Source organism: Brevundimonas nasdae (genome assembly GCF_016654005.1).
GTDB classification, from domain to species: Bacteria; Pseudomonadota; Alphaproteobacteria; order Caulobacterales; family Caulobacteraceae; genus Brevundimonas; species Brevundimonas nasdae.
This window is the reverse complement of the sequence record NZ_JAEPWN010000002.1, coordinates 43,647-59,204: the sequence shown is the minus strand read 5'-3', so window position 1 is coordinate 59,204 and position 15,558 is coordinate 43,647. Positions and strand designations below refer to the sequence as shown.

At 64.3% G+C, this 15,558-nt stretch carries 17 protein-coding genes; 14 read left to right on the top strand and 3 right to left on the bottom strand.

What is annotated here, in order from left to right:
- From kdsA to JKF87_RS03505, 7 genes are all read left to right on the top strand, one after another.
- The gene (gene kdsA / locus JKF87_RS03535) at positions 1-879 is read left to right on the top strand and encodes a 3-deoxy-8-phosphooctulonate synthase (protein ID WP_307417355.1); all 879 of its coding nucleotides are present in this window, start codon (positions 1-3) and stop codon (positions 877-879) included.
- Positions 880-897: 18 nt separating this feature from the next.
- Positions 898-2,352 (top strand): D-glycero-beta-D-manno-heptose 1-phosphate adenylyltransferase, encoded by a 1,455-nt coding sequence (gene rfaE2, locus JKF87_RS03530; RefSeq protein WP_201097366.1) that lies wholly within the window; start codon positions 898-900, stop codon positions 2,350-2,352.
- Positions 2,349-3,350, top strand: coding sequence for an ADP-glyceromanno-heptose 6-epimerase (gene rfaD / locus JKF87_RS03525; protein ID WP_236261101.1), 1,002 nt, complete (start codon positions 2,349-2,351; stop codon positions 3,348-3,350). Before rfaE2 ends, rfaD begins: the two co-directional genes overlap by 4 nt.
- Positions 3,350-4,456, top strand: a complete 1,107-nt coding sequence (locus JKF87_RS03520) for a DUF3089 domain-containing protein (protein ID WP_201097364.1) — start codon at positions 3,350-3,352, stop codon at positions 4,454-4,456. The genes rfaD and JKF87_RS03520 overlap by 1 nt, the downstream gene beginning before the upstream one ends.
- Positions 4,457-4,527: 71 nt before the next feature.
- Positions 4,528-5,526 (top strand): SPFH domain-containing protein, encoded by a 999-nt coding sequence (locus tag JKF87_RS03515; RefSeq protein WP_201097362.1) that lies wholly within the window; start codon positions 4,528-4,530, stop codon positions 5,524-5,526.
- Between the two features lie 15 nt (positions 5,527-5,541).
- Entirely contained in the window at positions 5,542-6,000 is a 459-nt protein-coding gene (locus JKF87_RS03510; RefSeq protein ID WP_201097360.1) for an NfeD family protein, read from the top strand.
- Positions 6,001-6,090: 90 nt separating this feature from the next.
- Complete coding sequence (locus JKF87_RS03505; RefSeq protein WP_236261100.1) at positions 6,091-7,455, top strand: MFS transporter; 1,365 nt, start codon at positions 6,091-6,093, stop codon at positions 7,453-7,455.
- On the opposite strand, the gene rnhA is transcribed toward JKF87_RS03505, so the two are convergent.
- Positions 7,452-7,904 (bottom strand): ribonuclease HI, encoded by a 453-nt coding sequence (gene rnhA / locus JKF87_RS03500; RefSeq protein WP_201097356.1) that lies wholly within the window; start codon positions 7,902-7,904, stop codon positions 7,452-7,454. The two genes, JKF87_RS03505 and rnhA, sit on opposite strands and share 4 nt — an antisense overlap.
- Before the next feature lie 111 nt (positions 7,905-8,015).
- On the opposite strand from rnhA, the gene JKF87_RS03495 reads away from it, so the two are divergent.
- From JKF87_RS03495 to JKF87_RS03480, 4 genes are all read left to right on the top strand, one after another.
- Entirely contained in the window at positions 8,016-8,234 is a 219-nt protein-coding gene (locus JKF87_RS03495) for a twin-arginine translocase TatA/TatE family subunit (protein ID WP_201097354.1), read from the top strand.
- 23 nt (positions 8,235-8,257) lie between these two features.
- Positions 8,258-8,803, top strand: coding sequence for a Sec-independent protein translocase protein TatB (gene tatB / locus JKF87_RS18570; RefSeq protein WP_201097352.1), 546 nt, complete (start codon positions 8,258-8,260; stop codon positions 8,801-8,803).
- Positions 8,800-9,687: a twin-arginine translocase subunit TatC gene (tatC, locus tag JKF87_RS03485; RefSeq protein WP_236261099.1), complete on the top strand. Its 888-nt coding sequence runs from the start codon at positions 8,800-8,802 to the stop codon at positions 9,685-9,687. The genes tatB and tatC overlap by 4 nt, the downstream gene beginning before the upstream one ends.
- Before the next feature lie 98 nt (positions 9,688-9,785).
- Positions 9,786-10,184, top strand: a complete 399-nt coding sequence (locus JKF87_RS03480) for a hypothetical protein (RefSeq protein WP_201097350.1) — start codon at positions 9,786-9,788, stop codon at positions 10,182-10,184.
- 68 nt (positions 10,185-10,252) lie between these two features.
- Here JKF87_RS03480 and glnA read toward each other — a convergent pair whose 3' ends face one another.
- Together glnA and JKF87_RS03470 are read right to left on the bottom strand one after the other, a co-directional pair.
- Complete coding sequence (gene glnA, locus JKF87_RS03475) at positions 10,253-11,662, bottom strand: type I glutamate--ammonia ligase (RefSeq protein WP_201097347.1); 1,410 nt, start codon at positions 11,660-11,662, stop codon at positions 10,253-10,255.
- Between the two features lie 84 nt (positions 11,663-11,746).
- The gene (locus tag JKF87_RS03470) at positions 11,747-12,085 is read right to left on the bottom strand and encodes a P-II family nitrogen regulator (protein WP_054765773.1); all 339 of its coding nucleotides are present in this window, start codon (positions 12,083-12,085) and stop codon (positions 11,747-11,749) included.
- Between the two features lie 114 nt (positions 12,086-12,199).
- Between JKF87_RS03470 and JKF87_RS03465 the strand changes: the two genes are divergently transcribed.
- From JKF87_RS03465 to JKF87_RS03455, 3 genes are all read left to right on the top strand, one after another.
- Positions 12,200-13,030, top strand: a complete 831-nt coding sequence (locus tag JKF87_RS03465; protein WP_201097345.1) for an NAD(P)H-hydrate dehydratase — start codon at positions 12,200-12,202, stop codon at positions 13,028-13,030.
- A gap of 66 nt (positions 13,031-13,096) precedes the next feature.
- Complete coding sequence (locus JKF87_RS03460; RefSeq protein WP_201097343.1) at positions 13,097-13,729, top strand: LysE family translocator; 633 nt, start codon at positions 13,097-13,099, stop codon at positions 13,727-13,729.
- Between the two features lie 774 nt (positions 13,730-14,503).
- Positions 14,504-15,433 carry a hypothetical protein gene (locus JKF87_RS03455; protein WP_201097341.1) on the top strand — a complete coding sequence of 310 codons (930 nt, stop codon included), beginning with the start codon at positions 14,504-14,506 and terminating at the stop codon, positions 15,431-15,433.
- Positions 15,434-15,558: the final 125 nt, after the last annotated feature.

The following is a 15,558-nucleotide window of genomic DNA, read 5'->3' as shown; positions in this document are numbered from 1 at the left end:
GTGAGCCGACCCAACGCCGTCATTACGTTGTCCGAAGGTCTTCGGACGCCTGTCGTCATCGGCGGCGGTGCAAGAATCGTCTTTATCGCCGGTCCCTGTCAGATGGAAAGCCGCCAGCACGCGCTGGAGACGGCCCACAGGCTGAAGGAGATCGGCGAACGACTGAACGCCGGCATCATCTACAAGACCAGCTTCGACAAGGCCAACCGCACCAGCGCCAGCGCGGCGCGCGGCATCGGCCTGAAAGACGCCCTGCCGATCTTCGCTGAAATCCGTCAGGTCACCGGCCTGCCGACTCTGACCGACGTCCACTCCGAGGCCCAGTGCGGTCCGGTGGGCGAAGTCGTCGACGTGCTGCAGATTCCCGCCTTCCTCAGCCGCCAGACAGATCTGCTGCTGGCCGCCGCCGCGACCGGCAAGGCCATCAATATCAAGAAGGGTCAGTTCCTGGCCCCCTGGGACATGAAGAACGTCATCGCCAAGGTGGTCGGCGCGGGCAATCCGAACGTCATGGCCTGCGAGCGCGGCGCCAGCTTCGGCTACAACACCCTGATCAGCGACATGCGCGCCCTGCCGGTGCTGCGCGACATCGGCTGCCCGGTCGTGTTCGACGCGACCCACAGCGTGCAGCAGCCGGGCGGGCAGGGCACGTCGTCGGGTGGCCAGCGTGAGTTCGTGCCGGTTCTGGCCCGCGCCGCCGTCTCTGTCGGCGTCGACGCCGTCTTCTTGGAGACACACGAAGACCCCGACAACGCCCCGTCGGACGGCCCCAACATGGTGCCGCTGGACAAGTTCGAGGAACTGGCCGCGCAACTGATCGCCTTCGACGACCTGGCCATCAAGATCGGCGTCAAGGCGCCGGTGGCGCTGTCGGCCTGAATCCTCTAGGTCGGGCGCATGTCTGACACCCTCGATCTGGGCGCCCTGCAAAAGCTGCTGGAGCGCGTGCGTGACCTGAAGATCGCCTGCGTCGGCGATCTGATGCTGGATCGGTATGTCTATGGCGAGGTCAGCCGCATCTCGCCCGAGGCGCCGATCCCGGTCCTGCGCGCGCGTCGCACGACCGCCATGCCGGGCGGCGTGGGCAATGTCGCCCGCAACGTGGCCGCTCTGGGCGGTCTGGCTCAGCTGGGCGCGGTCGCAGGCGATGACGCCGCGGGCGCCGAATTGCGGGACCTGATCGCGTCAGAGGATCGGATCGCCGACTTCATCAACCGCCCGTCTGGCGCCGCCACCATCGTCAAGACGCGCTTTGTCGCGGCAGGCCAGCAGCTTCTGCGTCTGGATGACGACGCGGCGCCCGTGTCGGTTTCTGATTCAGGCGCATTTTCAGAAGCTTCGGCTATTCTTTTATCTGATTACGCCAAGGGTGTTGTCAGCGACGACCTGATCCGGGCCGCACTTGCCGCCGCCCAGTCCAACGGCGCGCCGGTCATTGTGGACCCCAAAGGCCGCGACTTCGCTCGTTACGGGGCAGTCGATGTCATCAAGCCCAACGCCTCAGAGCTGGCCGGGGCCACAGGACTACCGGTCGAAACTGATGCCGAGATCGAGGCGGCGCTGGCCGCCCTATTGGCCCAGACCACGGCGCGCGCCATCATCGTCACCCGCGCCGGCAAGGGCATGAGCCTAGCTCGTCGCGACCGGCCAGTTCAGCATTTCCCCGGTCGTGCCCGGGAAGTCTTCGATGTATCAGGGGCAGGCGACACTGTGCTGGCGGCTCTGGGGCTGGCGCTGGGCGCGGGCGTCTCGCTGGAGACGGCGGTTCAGTTCGCCATTCTGGCTTCCGGCGTGGTGGTGGGCAAATCCGGCACCGCTGTCGTCACCCCGACCGAACTGATCGACGCGGAGCTGAGCCAGCACGCCGTCGCGGCCCAGGCCAAGGTCATGCCGCTGGACGAACTGGCCGCCGAGGTCGAGGCCTGGCATCGCCAGGGCCTGAAGGTCGGCTTCACCAACGGCTGTTTCGACATCCTGCACCGCGGCCACGTCGCCTATCTGGCCCAGGCGCGCAGTTGGTGCGACAGGCTGGTCGTGGCGCTGAACACCGACGCCTCGGTCAAGGCGCTGAAGGGCGAGGGCAGGCCGGTCAATGATCTGGACAGTCGCGCCGTCGTCATAGGGGCCTTAAGCAGCGTGGATCGGGTGACCAGTTTCGGCGACCCGACCCCCATCGCCCTGATCGAACGACTGCGGCCTGATGTGCTGATCAAGGGATCGGACTATACGCGTGAAGGCGTGGTCGGCGGCGATCTGGTGGAAAGCTGGGGCGGCGTCGTCCGTCTGGCGGATTTCAAGGACGGGTTCTCCACCACCCGCACAATCGAAAAAATGACTGGCTCGGCACAATGACGCCCAGAATGATCGTGGTGACCGGCGGCGCCGGCTTCATCGGCTCCAACATCGTGGCGCGGTTGACGGCTGAGACAGCCTATGACGTCGTGGTCTGCGACCGGCTGGAAACCGCCGATCTGGCCAAGTGGAAGAACCTGGCCAAACACCCCATCGCCGACTTCTGGGCGCCGGAAGAGCTGTTCGAACAGTTGGAGCGTCACGCCGAACGCATCGAGGCTGTGGTCCATATGGGCGCCATTTCCTCAACGACCGAGCCGGACGCCGACCTGATCCTGCGCACCAACTTCACCCTGTCGCGCGACCTGTGGGACTGGTGCACGATCCGCGATGCCCGTCTGATCTACGCCTCGTCTGCGGCGACCTATGGCGATGGCGAAACAGGTTTCGATGACGACGACGATGCTGAGTCCTTGTCCAAACTTCGCCCGCTAAACGCTTACGGTTATTCAAAAATGCTGTTCGACCAGCATGCCGTACGCCAGTCGGATCGCGGACAGGCGCCGCGTCAGTGGGCGGGTCTGAAGTTCTTCAACGTCTATGGCCCCAACGAAGGCCACAAGGGAACGATGAAGTCGGTCGTGGCCCAGATCTGGCCCAAGGTGGCGGCGGGCGAGACGGTCAGTCTGTTCAAGTCGCACAACCCGAACTACGCCGATGGCGGTCAACTGCGCGACTTCGTCTATGTCGATGACGTGGTCGACATCATCGAGTTCCTGCTGCAGTCACCTGGGGTTTCGGGCGTCTTCAACGTCGGTTCGGGACAGGCGCGTTCGTTCGAGGATCTGGCGCGCGCCACCTTTGCTGCGGCGGGCAAGGACGCCTCCATCGCCTATGTCGACATGCCCGAGGTGATCCGCGACCGGTATCAATATTTCACCCAGGCCCGCATGGACCGCATCCGCGCCGCCGGATTTGAAGGCCAGTCCACACCGCTGGAAGAGGGCGTGCGTCGCTACGTTCAGGACTTCCTGGCCACTTCGGATCCGTATCGCTGATGCTGCCGAAGCTGACCTTCCGCCAATGGGTCGGCTATGCGGGTTTCGCCGTGGTGTTCATCCTCACGGCGGCCGTCGCCGTCTGGCGTGGCGACATCCTGCGCGCGGGACTGGATCCGCAGGTTCCGTTCCAGACCTATGTCCCGCCGCCCGCGCCTGATTACACCACGCGCAAGCCCTGGGCCCTGTACGAGGCGCGCGTCGCCGGGGCAGGCGAGGCAGCGGTCTTCTTCGTCCATTCCACCACCTTCGACGGGGGCAGGGAATGGAACGGCCCCATCGGCGCCCCCGCTTCCGACGCCTATCTGCGCCGCGTCGTCCTGCCGAACTACGCCGGGCCGTTCGCGCGGGCGGGCGCCGTCAGCGCGCCGCTGTACCGGCAGGCCAGCCTCTATTCCCGCCTGACGCTGCGCGATGATGCGCGAGAGGCTCGGGCCTTCGCCTATCAGGATGTTCTGGCCGCCTTCGACAACTGGCTGACCCGCCACCCTGACGGCCCCATCGTGGTGGCGGGTGTGGAGCAGGGGGCTGAACTGCTGGACCGGCTGCTACGTGAACGGATTTCACCAGATCCGGCGGTCCGTGACCGTCTCGTCGCCGCCTATCTGATGGACGTGATCATCGCCGCAGATCGCGTGCCGGCGAACATCCCCGCCTGCACCACGCGCCGGGAACTCCACTGCATCGTCGCCTGGTCCCAGGTCGGCGACAATGACGATTCAGCCGGTCGCAGGCGTTTCCGTCGGGCCCTGATCTGGGACGACAAGGGGCGGTTGGTCGAGTTGAACGGTCGCGCAGGCCTGTGCGTCAACCCCATCACCGGCACGACGGACGTGGCCCCGGTGCCGGAACGGATGCATCGCGGCGCCACCAATGCGACAGGCCTGGAATGGGGCGCGCGGCCCGCTTTGATGACGCGTGAAGTGAAGACCCAGTGCCGCGACGGATTGCTGCGTCACAGTTGGCCGAACCTGGAGTCTTTCCGCGATGGAGGCAGCTGGTCGGACAGGAGAAAAGCCAGACCATACAATCTGTTCTACGGCGACCTTGAAGCTGACATTGCGGACCGGCTCACCACCTATAGGCTTGAATCGGCGAACCCTTGAGCGAGGACCGTTCAGTTTAGGTAGCGCCGTGCGATGGAGATGCGTAACCTTGCGTCAAAGGGAGTTTCCATATGGACGTAGCCACCATTTTCGCCGGGGTCGTGCTTCTGCTCGCGATCGCGCTGTTGTTCAGCGTAATCAAGATTGTACCGCAAGGACGTGAGTTCACGGTTGAGCGTTTCGGCAAATACACCAAGACCCTTAGCCCCGGCATCGGCTTCCTGACACCTTTCGTGGAACGCGTCGGTCGTCGCATGAACATGATGGAGCAGGTGTTGGACGTCCCGACGCAGGAAGTCATCACCAAGGACAACGCCATGGTGAAGGTCGACGGCATCGTCTTCATTCAGGTGATGGATTCAGCCCGCGCCGCCTACCGTGTCGATGATCTGCCCTACGCCATCTCGCAACTCTGCATGACCAATCTGCGGACCGTCGTCGGCTCGATGGAACTGGACGAGGTGCTAAGCCAGCGCGACAGCATCAACACCCGCCTGCTGCACGTCATCGACGCGGCGACTGAACCCTGGGGCGTCAAGGTCAACCGCATCGAGATCAAGGACCTGACGCCGCCGACGGACATCACCAACGCCATGGCCCGTCAGATGAAGGCCGAGCGTGAACGCCGCGCCGTCATCACCGAGGCTGACGGCGAAAAGTCCGCCGCCATCGCCCGCGCCGAGGGCGCCAAACAGGCCGCCATCCTTCAGGCTGAAGGCCGCAAGGAAGCCGCCTTCCGCGACGCCGAGGCCCGCGAACGTGAAGCCGAGGCCGAGGCCCGCGCCACCGCCATGGTGTCGGAAGCCATCGCGCGCGGCGATGTGAACGCCATCAACTACTTCGTCGCCCAGAAGTATGTCGAAGCCTTCGCCGAGTTGGCGCGCAGCCCGCAGCAGCGCACCGTCATCGTGCCCGCCGAAATGGGCGCCCTGGTCGGCACCATCGCCGGCATCGGCCAACTGGTCGGCCTTGCGCAGGACCAGAGCCAGGACAGCGCCCGCGCGCCCCAGCCGCCGCGCCCGTCCGCCCCGCGCCGCCCAGCGGGCGGCAGCGTTCCGCCTTCGGCCTGACAGGACCTCTGAGCCATGACCGCCGTCCTCAATCTGTACGCCGCCCAGCCTTTCTGGATCTGGCTGGCTATCGGCGTTCTGTTGCTGGCCATCGAATCGATGGCCTCGACGGAATGGCTGCTGTGGCCCGCCGTTGCGGCAGGCGTCGTGGCGGTGCTGACGGCGGTCGGGCTTCACCTGGGACTGCCCGGCGAGGTCGCAGTCTTCGCATTGCTGACCGTGATCGCCACTGTCCTGTCGCGTCGTCTGGTGTCCAAGGCCAACCCCAGCGGCCCGGACATCAACGACCGTGACAGCCGCCTGATCGGCCAGCACGCCCGGGTCGTCCAGCCCTTCGTCGACGGCCGCGGCCGGGTCTTCATCTCGGGTGCCGAGTGGCCTGCGGAGATCGAGGGAGAAGGACCTGAAACCGGCGCCGATGTTCTGGTCCACGGCGTCAGCGGTTCGCTGCTGAAGGTCACCGCCTCGCACTAGGCGGCATTCGCGGCAACCTTCGCGGTAAATGGGCGTTCGGCGTTGATGTCAGACGCCCCGACCGCACCAACGCCCGCCTTTCAGGATGGCTTGCCGGTCCCTCGGCGATATTGGGCCATTGTCTCCATCGGCCTTGGCATCACCCTGGCCGTGCTGGACGGGGCCATCGCCAATGTGGCGCTTCCGTCCATCGCCCACGATCTTCAGGCGTCCGAGGCGGCGTCGATCTGGATCGTCAACGCCTACCAAATCGCCATTGTCGTCTCGCTGCTGCCCCTGGCCTCGCTGGGCGAGATCGTCGGCTATCGCCGGGTGTCGCAGGCGGGGCTCGCGGTTTTCACCCTGGCCTCCATCGCCTGCACCCTGTCTGATTCCATCGTCACCTTGAGCCTGGCGCGGGTGCTGCAGGGCTTCGGCGCTGCGGGGATCATGAGCGTGAACGGCGCGCTGGTGCGCTTCACCTATCCGCAGAAATTCCTGGGACGCGCGGTCGGCATCAATGCGGTGATCGTCTCCATCGCCGCCGCCGCCGGGCCGACCATAGCCAGCGCGATCCTGGCGGTAGGCGAGTGGCGCTGGCTGTTCGCCCTGAACATCCCCATCGGCCTGCTGGCCGTGTCGATGGCCGGTTTCACCCTGCCGCATAATCCGCTGCAGAAGCGCAAGCTGAACTGGACCGGCGCCGCACTCAGCGCTGCCGCCTTCGGACTGTTGATCACCGGCCTGCAGTCACTGGCGCACGGCGAGGCCGCCATATTGGGCTTCGGCATGACCGGCGCGGGGCTGGCCGCCGCCGTGCTGCTGTTCCGACACGAGAAGCCGCGCGCCGCGCCCTTGATCCCCCTGGACCTGCTGGCCCGGCCGATGTTCGCCCTGTCAGTCGGAACCTCGATCATCTCCTTCACCGCCCAGATGATGGCCTTCGTGGCCTTGCCCTTTTTCCTGCAAGGCTCGCTGCATCTCAGCGCGGTGGAGACGGGCTTGTTGATGACGCCCTGGCCGCTAGCCACCATGTTCGCCGCCCCCTTGGCCGGATGGCTTTCGGATCGTTATTCGGCGGGAGTCCTGGGGGCGATCGGTTTGACCGTCTTCGCCTGCGGTCTGATGGCGCTCAGCTTCCTCGACGCCGATGCGACCAAGTTCGACATCATCTGGCGCATGGCCGTCTGTGGTGCGGGCTTCGGCTTCTTCCAGTCGCCCAACAACCGCGCCATGTTGTCCGAAGCCCCGCGTGAGCGGGCAGGGGCGGCGGGCGGCAGTCTGGGCACAGCCCGCGTCCTGGGCCAGTCGATGGGCGCGGTGGTCGTCGCCTTCCTGCTGTCATCCGCGCCCGTCGCGGGCGTTCGTCACGGCTTCCAGATCGCGGCCGTCGCCGCCCTGTTCGGCGCCGTCATGAGCGGATCGCGCGTGCGACGCCGCAAGGCCGAGCCGGAGAAAGAAATCGAAGCCGTCTAGCGCCGCTTCAACTCGGCGACGCCCCGATTCGCCAACTGGTCGGCCCGCTCGTTCAGTTCGTGCCCCGCGTGACCCTTCACCCAGCGCCATTTGACGTCGTGGCGCAGGCGGGCGGCGTCAAGCCGCTGCCACAGATCGGCGTTCTTGACCGGCTTCTTGTCGGCGGTCAGCCAGCCGCGCGCCTTCCAGCCGCGCATCCACTCAGTGATTCCCTGCATCACATATTTGCTGTCGGTGTGGAGCTCGACTTTGCAGGGCCGTTTCAGCGCTTCCAGCGCCATGATCGCGGCCATCAACTCCATGCGGTTGTTGGTCGTATTGGCCTCGCCGCCCCACAATTCCTTCTCGTGACCGCCGCCGGCCTGAAGCACGGCGCCCCAGCCGCCAGGGCCAGGATTGCCCTTGCAGGCGCCGTCGGTGTGGATGATTACGTGATCGGAGGGACTCATGGTCGCGCAGACCTACAGCGTCCCTTGGCGCGGGGCCATCACTGCGCCTATATGCACGTCGAAGAATAGTGGATGGGATCGATCATCGGTTCCACGCGAGGAGATTACGCCATGGGCTCCATGAGCATCTGGCATTGGGCCATCGTCATCGTCGTTGTCGCGCTGCTGTTCGGCGGCCGCGGCAAGCTTTCCGGCATCATGGGCGACGCCGCCAAGGGCATCCGCGCCTTCAAGGACGGCCTGAAAGACGAAGACAAGAAGGACGGCCCCAGCGAGGGGGTCAGCTCGTTGCCGCGCACCGAGGCGGAAAAGGAAGAGCTGAAGCGCTAGTCGTCGTCTGTAAGGGCTGACGCATGGGCGGGCTCGCCCCCGGAGTGGGGGGTTTCGAATTAGTGGTGATCGGCATTGTGGCCCTGCTTGTGGTGGGGCCCAAGGATTTGCCTATTCTGATGCGTCGCGTTGGTCAGATGGTTGCGAAAGCGCGCGCCATGGCCAACGAGTTCCGCACCAGTTTCGACGAAATGGCGCGCCAGTCCGAACTGGACGACCTGCGCAAGGAAGTCGAAGCGCTGCGCAGCGGGCAGGGGATGTATCCCCTCGGGGCCGAGGCGGAAGCCGCTTTCAAGGAAATCAACGCAGGACTGGTGACACCGTCCTTGCCGTCGCCAGAGCCGGAGCTTCCTGCCATGCAGCCTGCGCCGGATGAGTGGCCGGACAAGACGCCGGTGCAAGAAACCGTCGTCACTGCGCCTAAGGCCAAGGCTGCGCCCAAGAAGGCCGCGCCCAAGACCGTTGCCAAGCCAAAAACGGCGACCGCCGCTAACGCCAAACCCAAAACTGCTTCCAAGACTGCGGCCGCCAAGCCCAAGACAGTCCGCAAGAAGGCCGTCGACCTTTGACCACCCCAGACCGTGACGAGGCCGAGATCGAGGCGTCGCGTGCGCCCTTGATGGACCACCTGATCGAGCTGCGTAAGCGGCTGCTGATCTGCGTGATCGCCTTTGCGGTCGGCTTCATCGGCTGTTTCGCCTTTTCCGAACCGATCTATCTGTTCCTGGTCAAGCCGTTCGCCGCGGCTCAGGCCTTCTATTCGTCCGTCGGGCCGCACGGCCATGTCTCGCCGCTGGACCTGATCCTGGGCACTGCGGGGCTGAAGCCCCTGCCGCATGTCGATGGCCATACGGTCAATCTGATCTACACGGCACCGCTGGAGATACTGTTCACCAAGATGAAGCTGGCCGGTTTCGGCGCTGTCTTCGTGGCCTTCCCGGTCCTGGCCTGGCAGCTCTATCGCTTCGTCGCGCCGGGTCTGTACCGCAATGAGCGCGGCGCCTTCCTGCCGTTCCTGGTCGCTGCGCCCCTGCTGTTCCTGCTGGGCGCGGCCCTGGTCTATTTCGTCATGCTGCCGTTCGTGATGTGGTTCTCGCTGAGCCAGCAGATCATCGGCGATGGGGTGCAGGCCAATCTGCTGCCCAAGGTGTCGGACTATCTGAACTTGGTCACGGCGCTGCTGCTGGCCTTCGGCCTGTGTTTCCAGCTGCCGGTCGTCATGACCCTGCTGGGCATGGCCGGGCTGATCAATTCCAAGCTGATGGCCACGGGCCGTCGCTACGCCATCGTCGCCGTGGTCGTGGTCGCCGCCGTAGTCACCCCGCCGGATCCCATCAGCCAACTGATGCTCGCCGTGCCGATGGTGCTGCTCTACGAGGTCTCCATCTGGTGCGTCCGTTTGATCGAACTGCGCCGCAAGAAGGCGGACGATCTGGAAGCGGAACTCGCCTGAGCGCGTTGGCGCCATACCCAATGTAGGTGATATCCGCCCGCCTGATCGCATGAGACCTTCCCCAGCTCGAACAACGATGTTCGCACTGGAGCGATGACATGAATATCTTCGCCATCATTGGGGGTGGTCTGGCGCTCGCGCTTCCAGCCACCGCCATTGCGCAGACGACGCCGTCAAGCGGCCCCACACTGGTTCAACTCGCAATCGGCAACACCCTGACCGCGGTCTATCCGGATGGCGGGCCGACAGTGACCTTTGCCTTCAAGCCCGACGGGACCTTTACCGCCGTCTTTCCGGGCGGGGTCCAGGGCCACGGCGACTACGTGGCAGACAGTCGCTATGTCTGCTGGATCGTAAAGGCCCCGCTGGACGAGCCGCCTGGACGGAATGTTCGGTGCGAAGCCAACTCCACGGACGGTCACACCATCGGCCAAAGCTGGACCATCACAGATTCCTACGGCGACAAACCCACCCTGACCATTCGTCCGGGCCAGTAGAACGGGCTCAAAGAAAAGGCGCTGACGGTTTCCCGTCAGCGCCTCTGCTCTTTAGCCAGATCTGACGATCAGCAGCTGTAGTACATGTCGAATTCGACCGGGTGCGGGTGCAGTTGCAGACGGGCGACTTCGTGTTGCTTCAGCTCGATATAGGCGTCGATGAAGTCGTCATCCATCACGCCGCCCTTCTTGAGGAAGGCGCGGTCGGCGTCCAGGTTTTCAAGTGCTTCCTTCAGCGAGCCACAGACCTCGGGGATCGAGCCGCGCTCTTCTGGCGGCAGGTCGTAGAGGTTCTTGTCGGCGGGTGCGCCCGGATCGATGCGATTCTCGATGCCGTCCAGACCGGCCATCAGCAGGGCCACGAAGGTCAGATAGGGGTTGCCCATCGGGTCAGGGAAGCGGGCTTCCAGACGCTTGGCCTTGGGCGACGAGACGTGCGGGATGCGGATCGAGGCTGAGCGGTTGCGGGCCGAATAGGCCAACTTCACCGGAGCTTCATAGCCGGGCACCAGGCGCTTGTAGCTGTTGGTGGTCGAGTTCGAGAAGGCGTTGATGGCCTTGGCGTGCTTGATGATGCCGCCGATGTACCACAGACACTCCTGCGACAGGCCGGCATACTTGTCGCCCGCGAACCGGGGCTTGCCGTCCTTCCAGATCGACATGTGCACGTGCATGCCCGAGCCGTTGTCGCCGAACATGGGCTTGGCCATGAATGTCGCCGACTTGCCGTAGGCCGCCGCCACATTGTGGATGACATACTTATAGAGCTGCAGGCGATCGGCCATGGTCAGCAGGTCCGAGAACTTCAGACCCAGTTCATGCTGGGCCGGTGCCACTTCGTGGTGGTGCTTCTCGGGCTGCAGGCCCATGTCGCGCATCACGCCCAGCATTTCGCCGCGCAGGTCCTGGCCGCTGTCGACCGGATTGACGGGGAAATAGCCGCCCTTGGTCTGCGGGCGGTGGCCCATGTTGCCTTCGGTGTATTCGGCGTTGGTGTTGGCCGGCAACTCGGTCGAATCATACGAGTACGAGGTGTTGTGCGCCTGGGTCGACCAGCGCACGTCGTCGAACACGAAGAACTCGGCTTCCGGGCCGAAATAGACGATGTCGCCCACGCCCGACGATTGCACATAGGCCAGGGCCTTCTTGGCCATCGAACGGCTGTCGCGGTTGTACGGCTCGTTGGTGTCCGGGTTCAGCACGTCGCAGAACAGGAACATCGTCGTCTGCTGGTAGAACGGGTCGATGTAGGCCGTGGTCAGGTCCGGCTTCAGCAGCATGTCGGACTCGTTGATGGCCTTCCAGCCCGCGATCGACGAACCGTCGAACATGGTGCCTTCGTTCAGGAAGTCCTCGTCGACCAGATCAATGTCGAAGGTGACGTGCTGCAGGCGGCCTTGGGTGTCGGTGAAGCGAACGTCGACGTATTTGACGTCCTTTTCCTCGATCTCTTTGAGGATCTTGGCGGCGGCGCTCATTCTCGGAAGTCCTATTTTTTTGGTCGTTGGGGAGGAAACCGGTCACCGACCCGAAGGCCGAGGGCCGGGGAGGGTCGTTCAGTTTCAGACGGCTTGAGCGCCGGTCTCGCCGGTGCGGATGCGGATCACATCCGCCACGTCGGACACGAAGATCTTGCCGTCGCCGATCTTGCCTGTGCGCGCCGAGGTCTGGATGGCCTCGACAACGGCAGGCGCGAGGTCGTCAGCGACGACGACCTCGATCTTTATTTTGGGCAGGAAGTCGATGACGTATTCGGCGCCCCGATAGAGCTCCGAATGACCCTTCTGGCGGCCATATCCCTTGGCCTCCAGCACAGTCATGCCTTGCACGCCCACGTCCTGGAGCGCCTCTTTGACGTCATCCAGCTTGAATGGCTTGATGATGGCTTCGATTTTCTTCATGGCGACCCCTGAGCGGCGCACGGAATGCAGCGGCGCTCGGGCTTGAATGGGACACACCAAGGCGACTGAAAGCAAGCGGTTTTCGCAGAAAAGTCACGGATAATCGGAGCCCGGATGATTGAAACCAACGACCCTGCGTTATGGCGCAATTTTCTGCCCTGGCCGGACGCCCAGACGCACAAGCATACGCGGGGCCGATTAGGCGTCGTGTCCGGTCGCGCCAACCACACGGGCGCCGCACGGCTGGCCGCACGCGCCGGATTGAGGGCAGGGGCTGGACTGGTGCGGATTTTCTGCCCGCCGGACGCCGCTTCGGTCATCGCTCCATCCATACAGGCGGTCATGCTGACGCCCTTCGCCAGCGCCGAATCCCTGGCGCGAGAGGTCGAGGGGATGGACGCCATGATCATCGGCCCCGCCGCCGGTCTGGACGACGCCACCATCGGCAACATCCATGTGCTGGCCCAAAGCGGCGCAGCCCTGGTCATCGACGCCGATGGTCTGACGATCTTCAAAGGCCGGGCCGCCGAACTGTTCGCCATTCTGGACCGTGACGACATCCTGACGCCGCATGAGGGCGAGTTCGAACGCCTGTTTCCCGGCTATCTGGCCAAGGGCCGCGTCGAGGCCGCTCAGGACGCCGCCAGACGCGCCCAGGCCGTGGTCGTGCTCAAGGGCGCCCAGACTGTGATCGCTTCACCTGACGGCCGCGCCCGCATCAACATCAACGGCTCGCCGTGGCTGGCGACGGCAGGCAGCGGCGACGTGCTGGCGGGCGTCATCGGCGGACTTCTGGCCCAGCGCATGGACAGTTTCGACGCCGCCTGCGCCGCCGTCTGGATGCACGCCGACGCGGCCAACCGTTTCGGTCCGGGTCTGATCGCCGAAGACCTCTCGGAAATATTGCCTGCGGTGCTGCGCGATCTGTGGTCCGCCGCCGAATGATCGGACTGGAACCCGTGGTCTGACGGCGATATTCTGACAGCCTGTTGATCGTGCGGGGCCGACGTCGTGACCTTCCAAACCTGGTGGCTGTTTGTGGTCGCCGTCTTCCTGCTGTGCGGCACGCCGGGGCCGAACATGCTGCACATCCTGTCGCGCAGCGTGGAGATGGGGCTGAAGCGCAGCTTCTTCGCCATGGCGGGTTGCCTGACGGCGCTGGTTCTGGTGCTGACGGCCTCGGCCGCGGGTCTGACCACGCTGTTGCTGGCGCTGCCGGGCGTATTCGAGGTGCTGCGTTACCTGGGCGTGGCCTATCTGATCTATCTCGGCGTCAAGGCGTGGCGCAGCGACGCCGCGCCCGTCGATGTCGGCGGCGAGGGCGTCCTGAGCCCGCGCCAGTCCGTCGGGCGCCTGTTTCGCGGCGGCTTCACCATCGGCGTCAGCAACCCCAAACTGATCCTCTTCGCCGCAGCCTTTCTGCCGCAGTTCGTTCATGCCGGTGCGCCCAAGGCGCCGCAGTTCGCCATTCTGGTCATCACCTTCGCCCTGGTCGAAGCCTTCTGGTACCTGGCCTACGCCTGCGGCGGCCACTCGTTGTCGCGCTACCTGGCCATTCCCAAACTGCGCCGCATCTTCAACCGCATCACCGGCGGCATCTTCGTCGCCTTCGGACTGGCCCTGCTGAAGATCAAACCCAGTTGACGCCCACGCCATGAGCGACAGTCTGAACCTGACCGATGAAGCAGAAGCCGCAAAGTCCGATTGGTGTCGCTGATCTGAATGCTTGCGACCCGCCCGCAGTGACTTCCAAGAAAGACGGCTGGAGAGATTGACGCGTAATGCGCCAATCCGACCCTTGGTGGGCGAATACTTCGCGAACCGGAATCGCGCGGGGTTTGCGAACAAAGCGCGCGGATCCTGCCGACTAGCCAGAGCGGTCGATGGCGATGGTCGGTCGTCATGCATGCAGTATCCCTCAAGCCCCTGCAGCACAGCTAGTGGCGCGCTGCAGGATTGGTGAGTGGCCGGATTAGAGGGATGCCAGCCGGGCTATACACAGCTTAGCGAAGCGGGTGGCGATGCGAAAGATGGTCTAGCGCGGACTGTTTGGCGGTCCGGAGGACTGGCACACCAGAGTTGGGACCCTGTCGCGAGGTAAGATGCCGAAGGTACGATCAGCGCCATCAGCAGACATTGGGTGGCGTCCGCAAACTGGACACGTCGCGCTCGCTGCTCGAGACCAATGGCGGACGTTCAAGTTACCATAGCCAGACGCTCGGACATGGCCCCTCTTACCTTGGATGGCCTGCTTGCGGGGGTAAGCGTCACATCGGGATGGTCTGAGCGCCGTGCATGGGTCTCATGAAAATTCTGGGATCAACGCCCCCGAGATCCCGTCAAGTTCGCCCTTTGACCAACCGGGGCAGAAGTCCCAAATCAAAGACCGAGATGAGCGATTGTCAGGAGGTTCTTAGGATGAGCGAAACAACCAGCCCGAGGCCGGCCTCACCGTTCGACGGTCAGGCGTTCGACGTCGAAAACGCACTGTTGATGTACGCCGTGAGCTACGCGACCATGCCTGCGGAAGGAATCTATGAGGCGGAAGCCCTCGAGCCACTCCTTCCGCAGATCAAGGATTGTCACATCTATTTGGTCGGCCTGACGCCCGTCGTGCGCACCGAGGCCGTGGTTGTGGAAGGCGGCGACATGGTCACCAGTCACTCCGTCAACGGCGCCATCCATGACCTGAGGTGGCCCATCCCTCCCGGCATCGAGCTCAAGGGCGATGCCGACCAAGGTTGGTGGGGTGAAGATGCGGGAGGACGACGGTGCTTCCCGGATGACACGACGATCGCTCTGCGGATCCGACAGGCAGCGGGAGTCGACTTCAAGGTCCTCTACATTGGGCAGGCGTTCGGTGAGGATGGATCCCGCAATGCCTTGGACCGCCTTCGCAAGCACGAGACACTCCAGAAGATTGCCCTGAAGGGTGTCCCCGAGGGCTATCGCCTGACGCTGCTGATGCTGGCGATCCAGCCGGGTAACAGCACCATCACTGTCTTCAATCCCCGCGCCGCCGACCGTACCCAGGGACAGGAGCGGATTCGGAACGGTCTGGACAAGCTGTTCGGCACAGACGAGGCGGAGCGGACGACGCTCTACGAAGCGGCGCTGATCCGCTATTTCCAGCCTCATTTCAACACCGTCTTCAAGAACAGTTTTCCGTCGACCAACCTGAAGGTTCTGGCGGACTGTTATGACAAGGACTTCGCCGCGGTGATCGCAGAGATTTCAATCGACGAGCTGCCTTGGACGCTATTCAGCGACGCCGCGCCCCACCGTCTGAACCACATCGCCAAATTCGACCTGCATGACGACAAGGCCCGGCGAATGTTCTTCACCTGAATCAGGGCCTACCTCGCCGATCGCGGCTCCGCCAGGGCTCGGCCGCGGGCGGACTGGCAGCCAATGGCGGCCGACCCTCTTGGCCCGAAGGCGTGAACCTGCCTACGCTCGGGCCATGCGCCTAC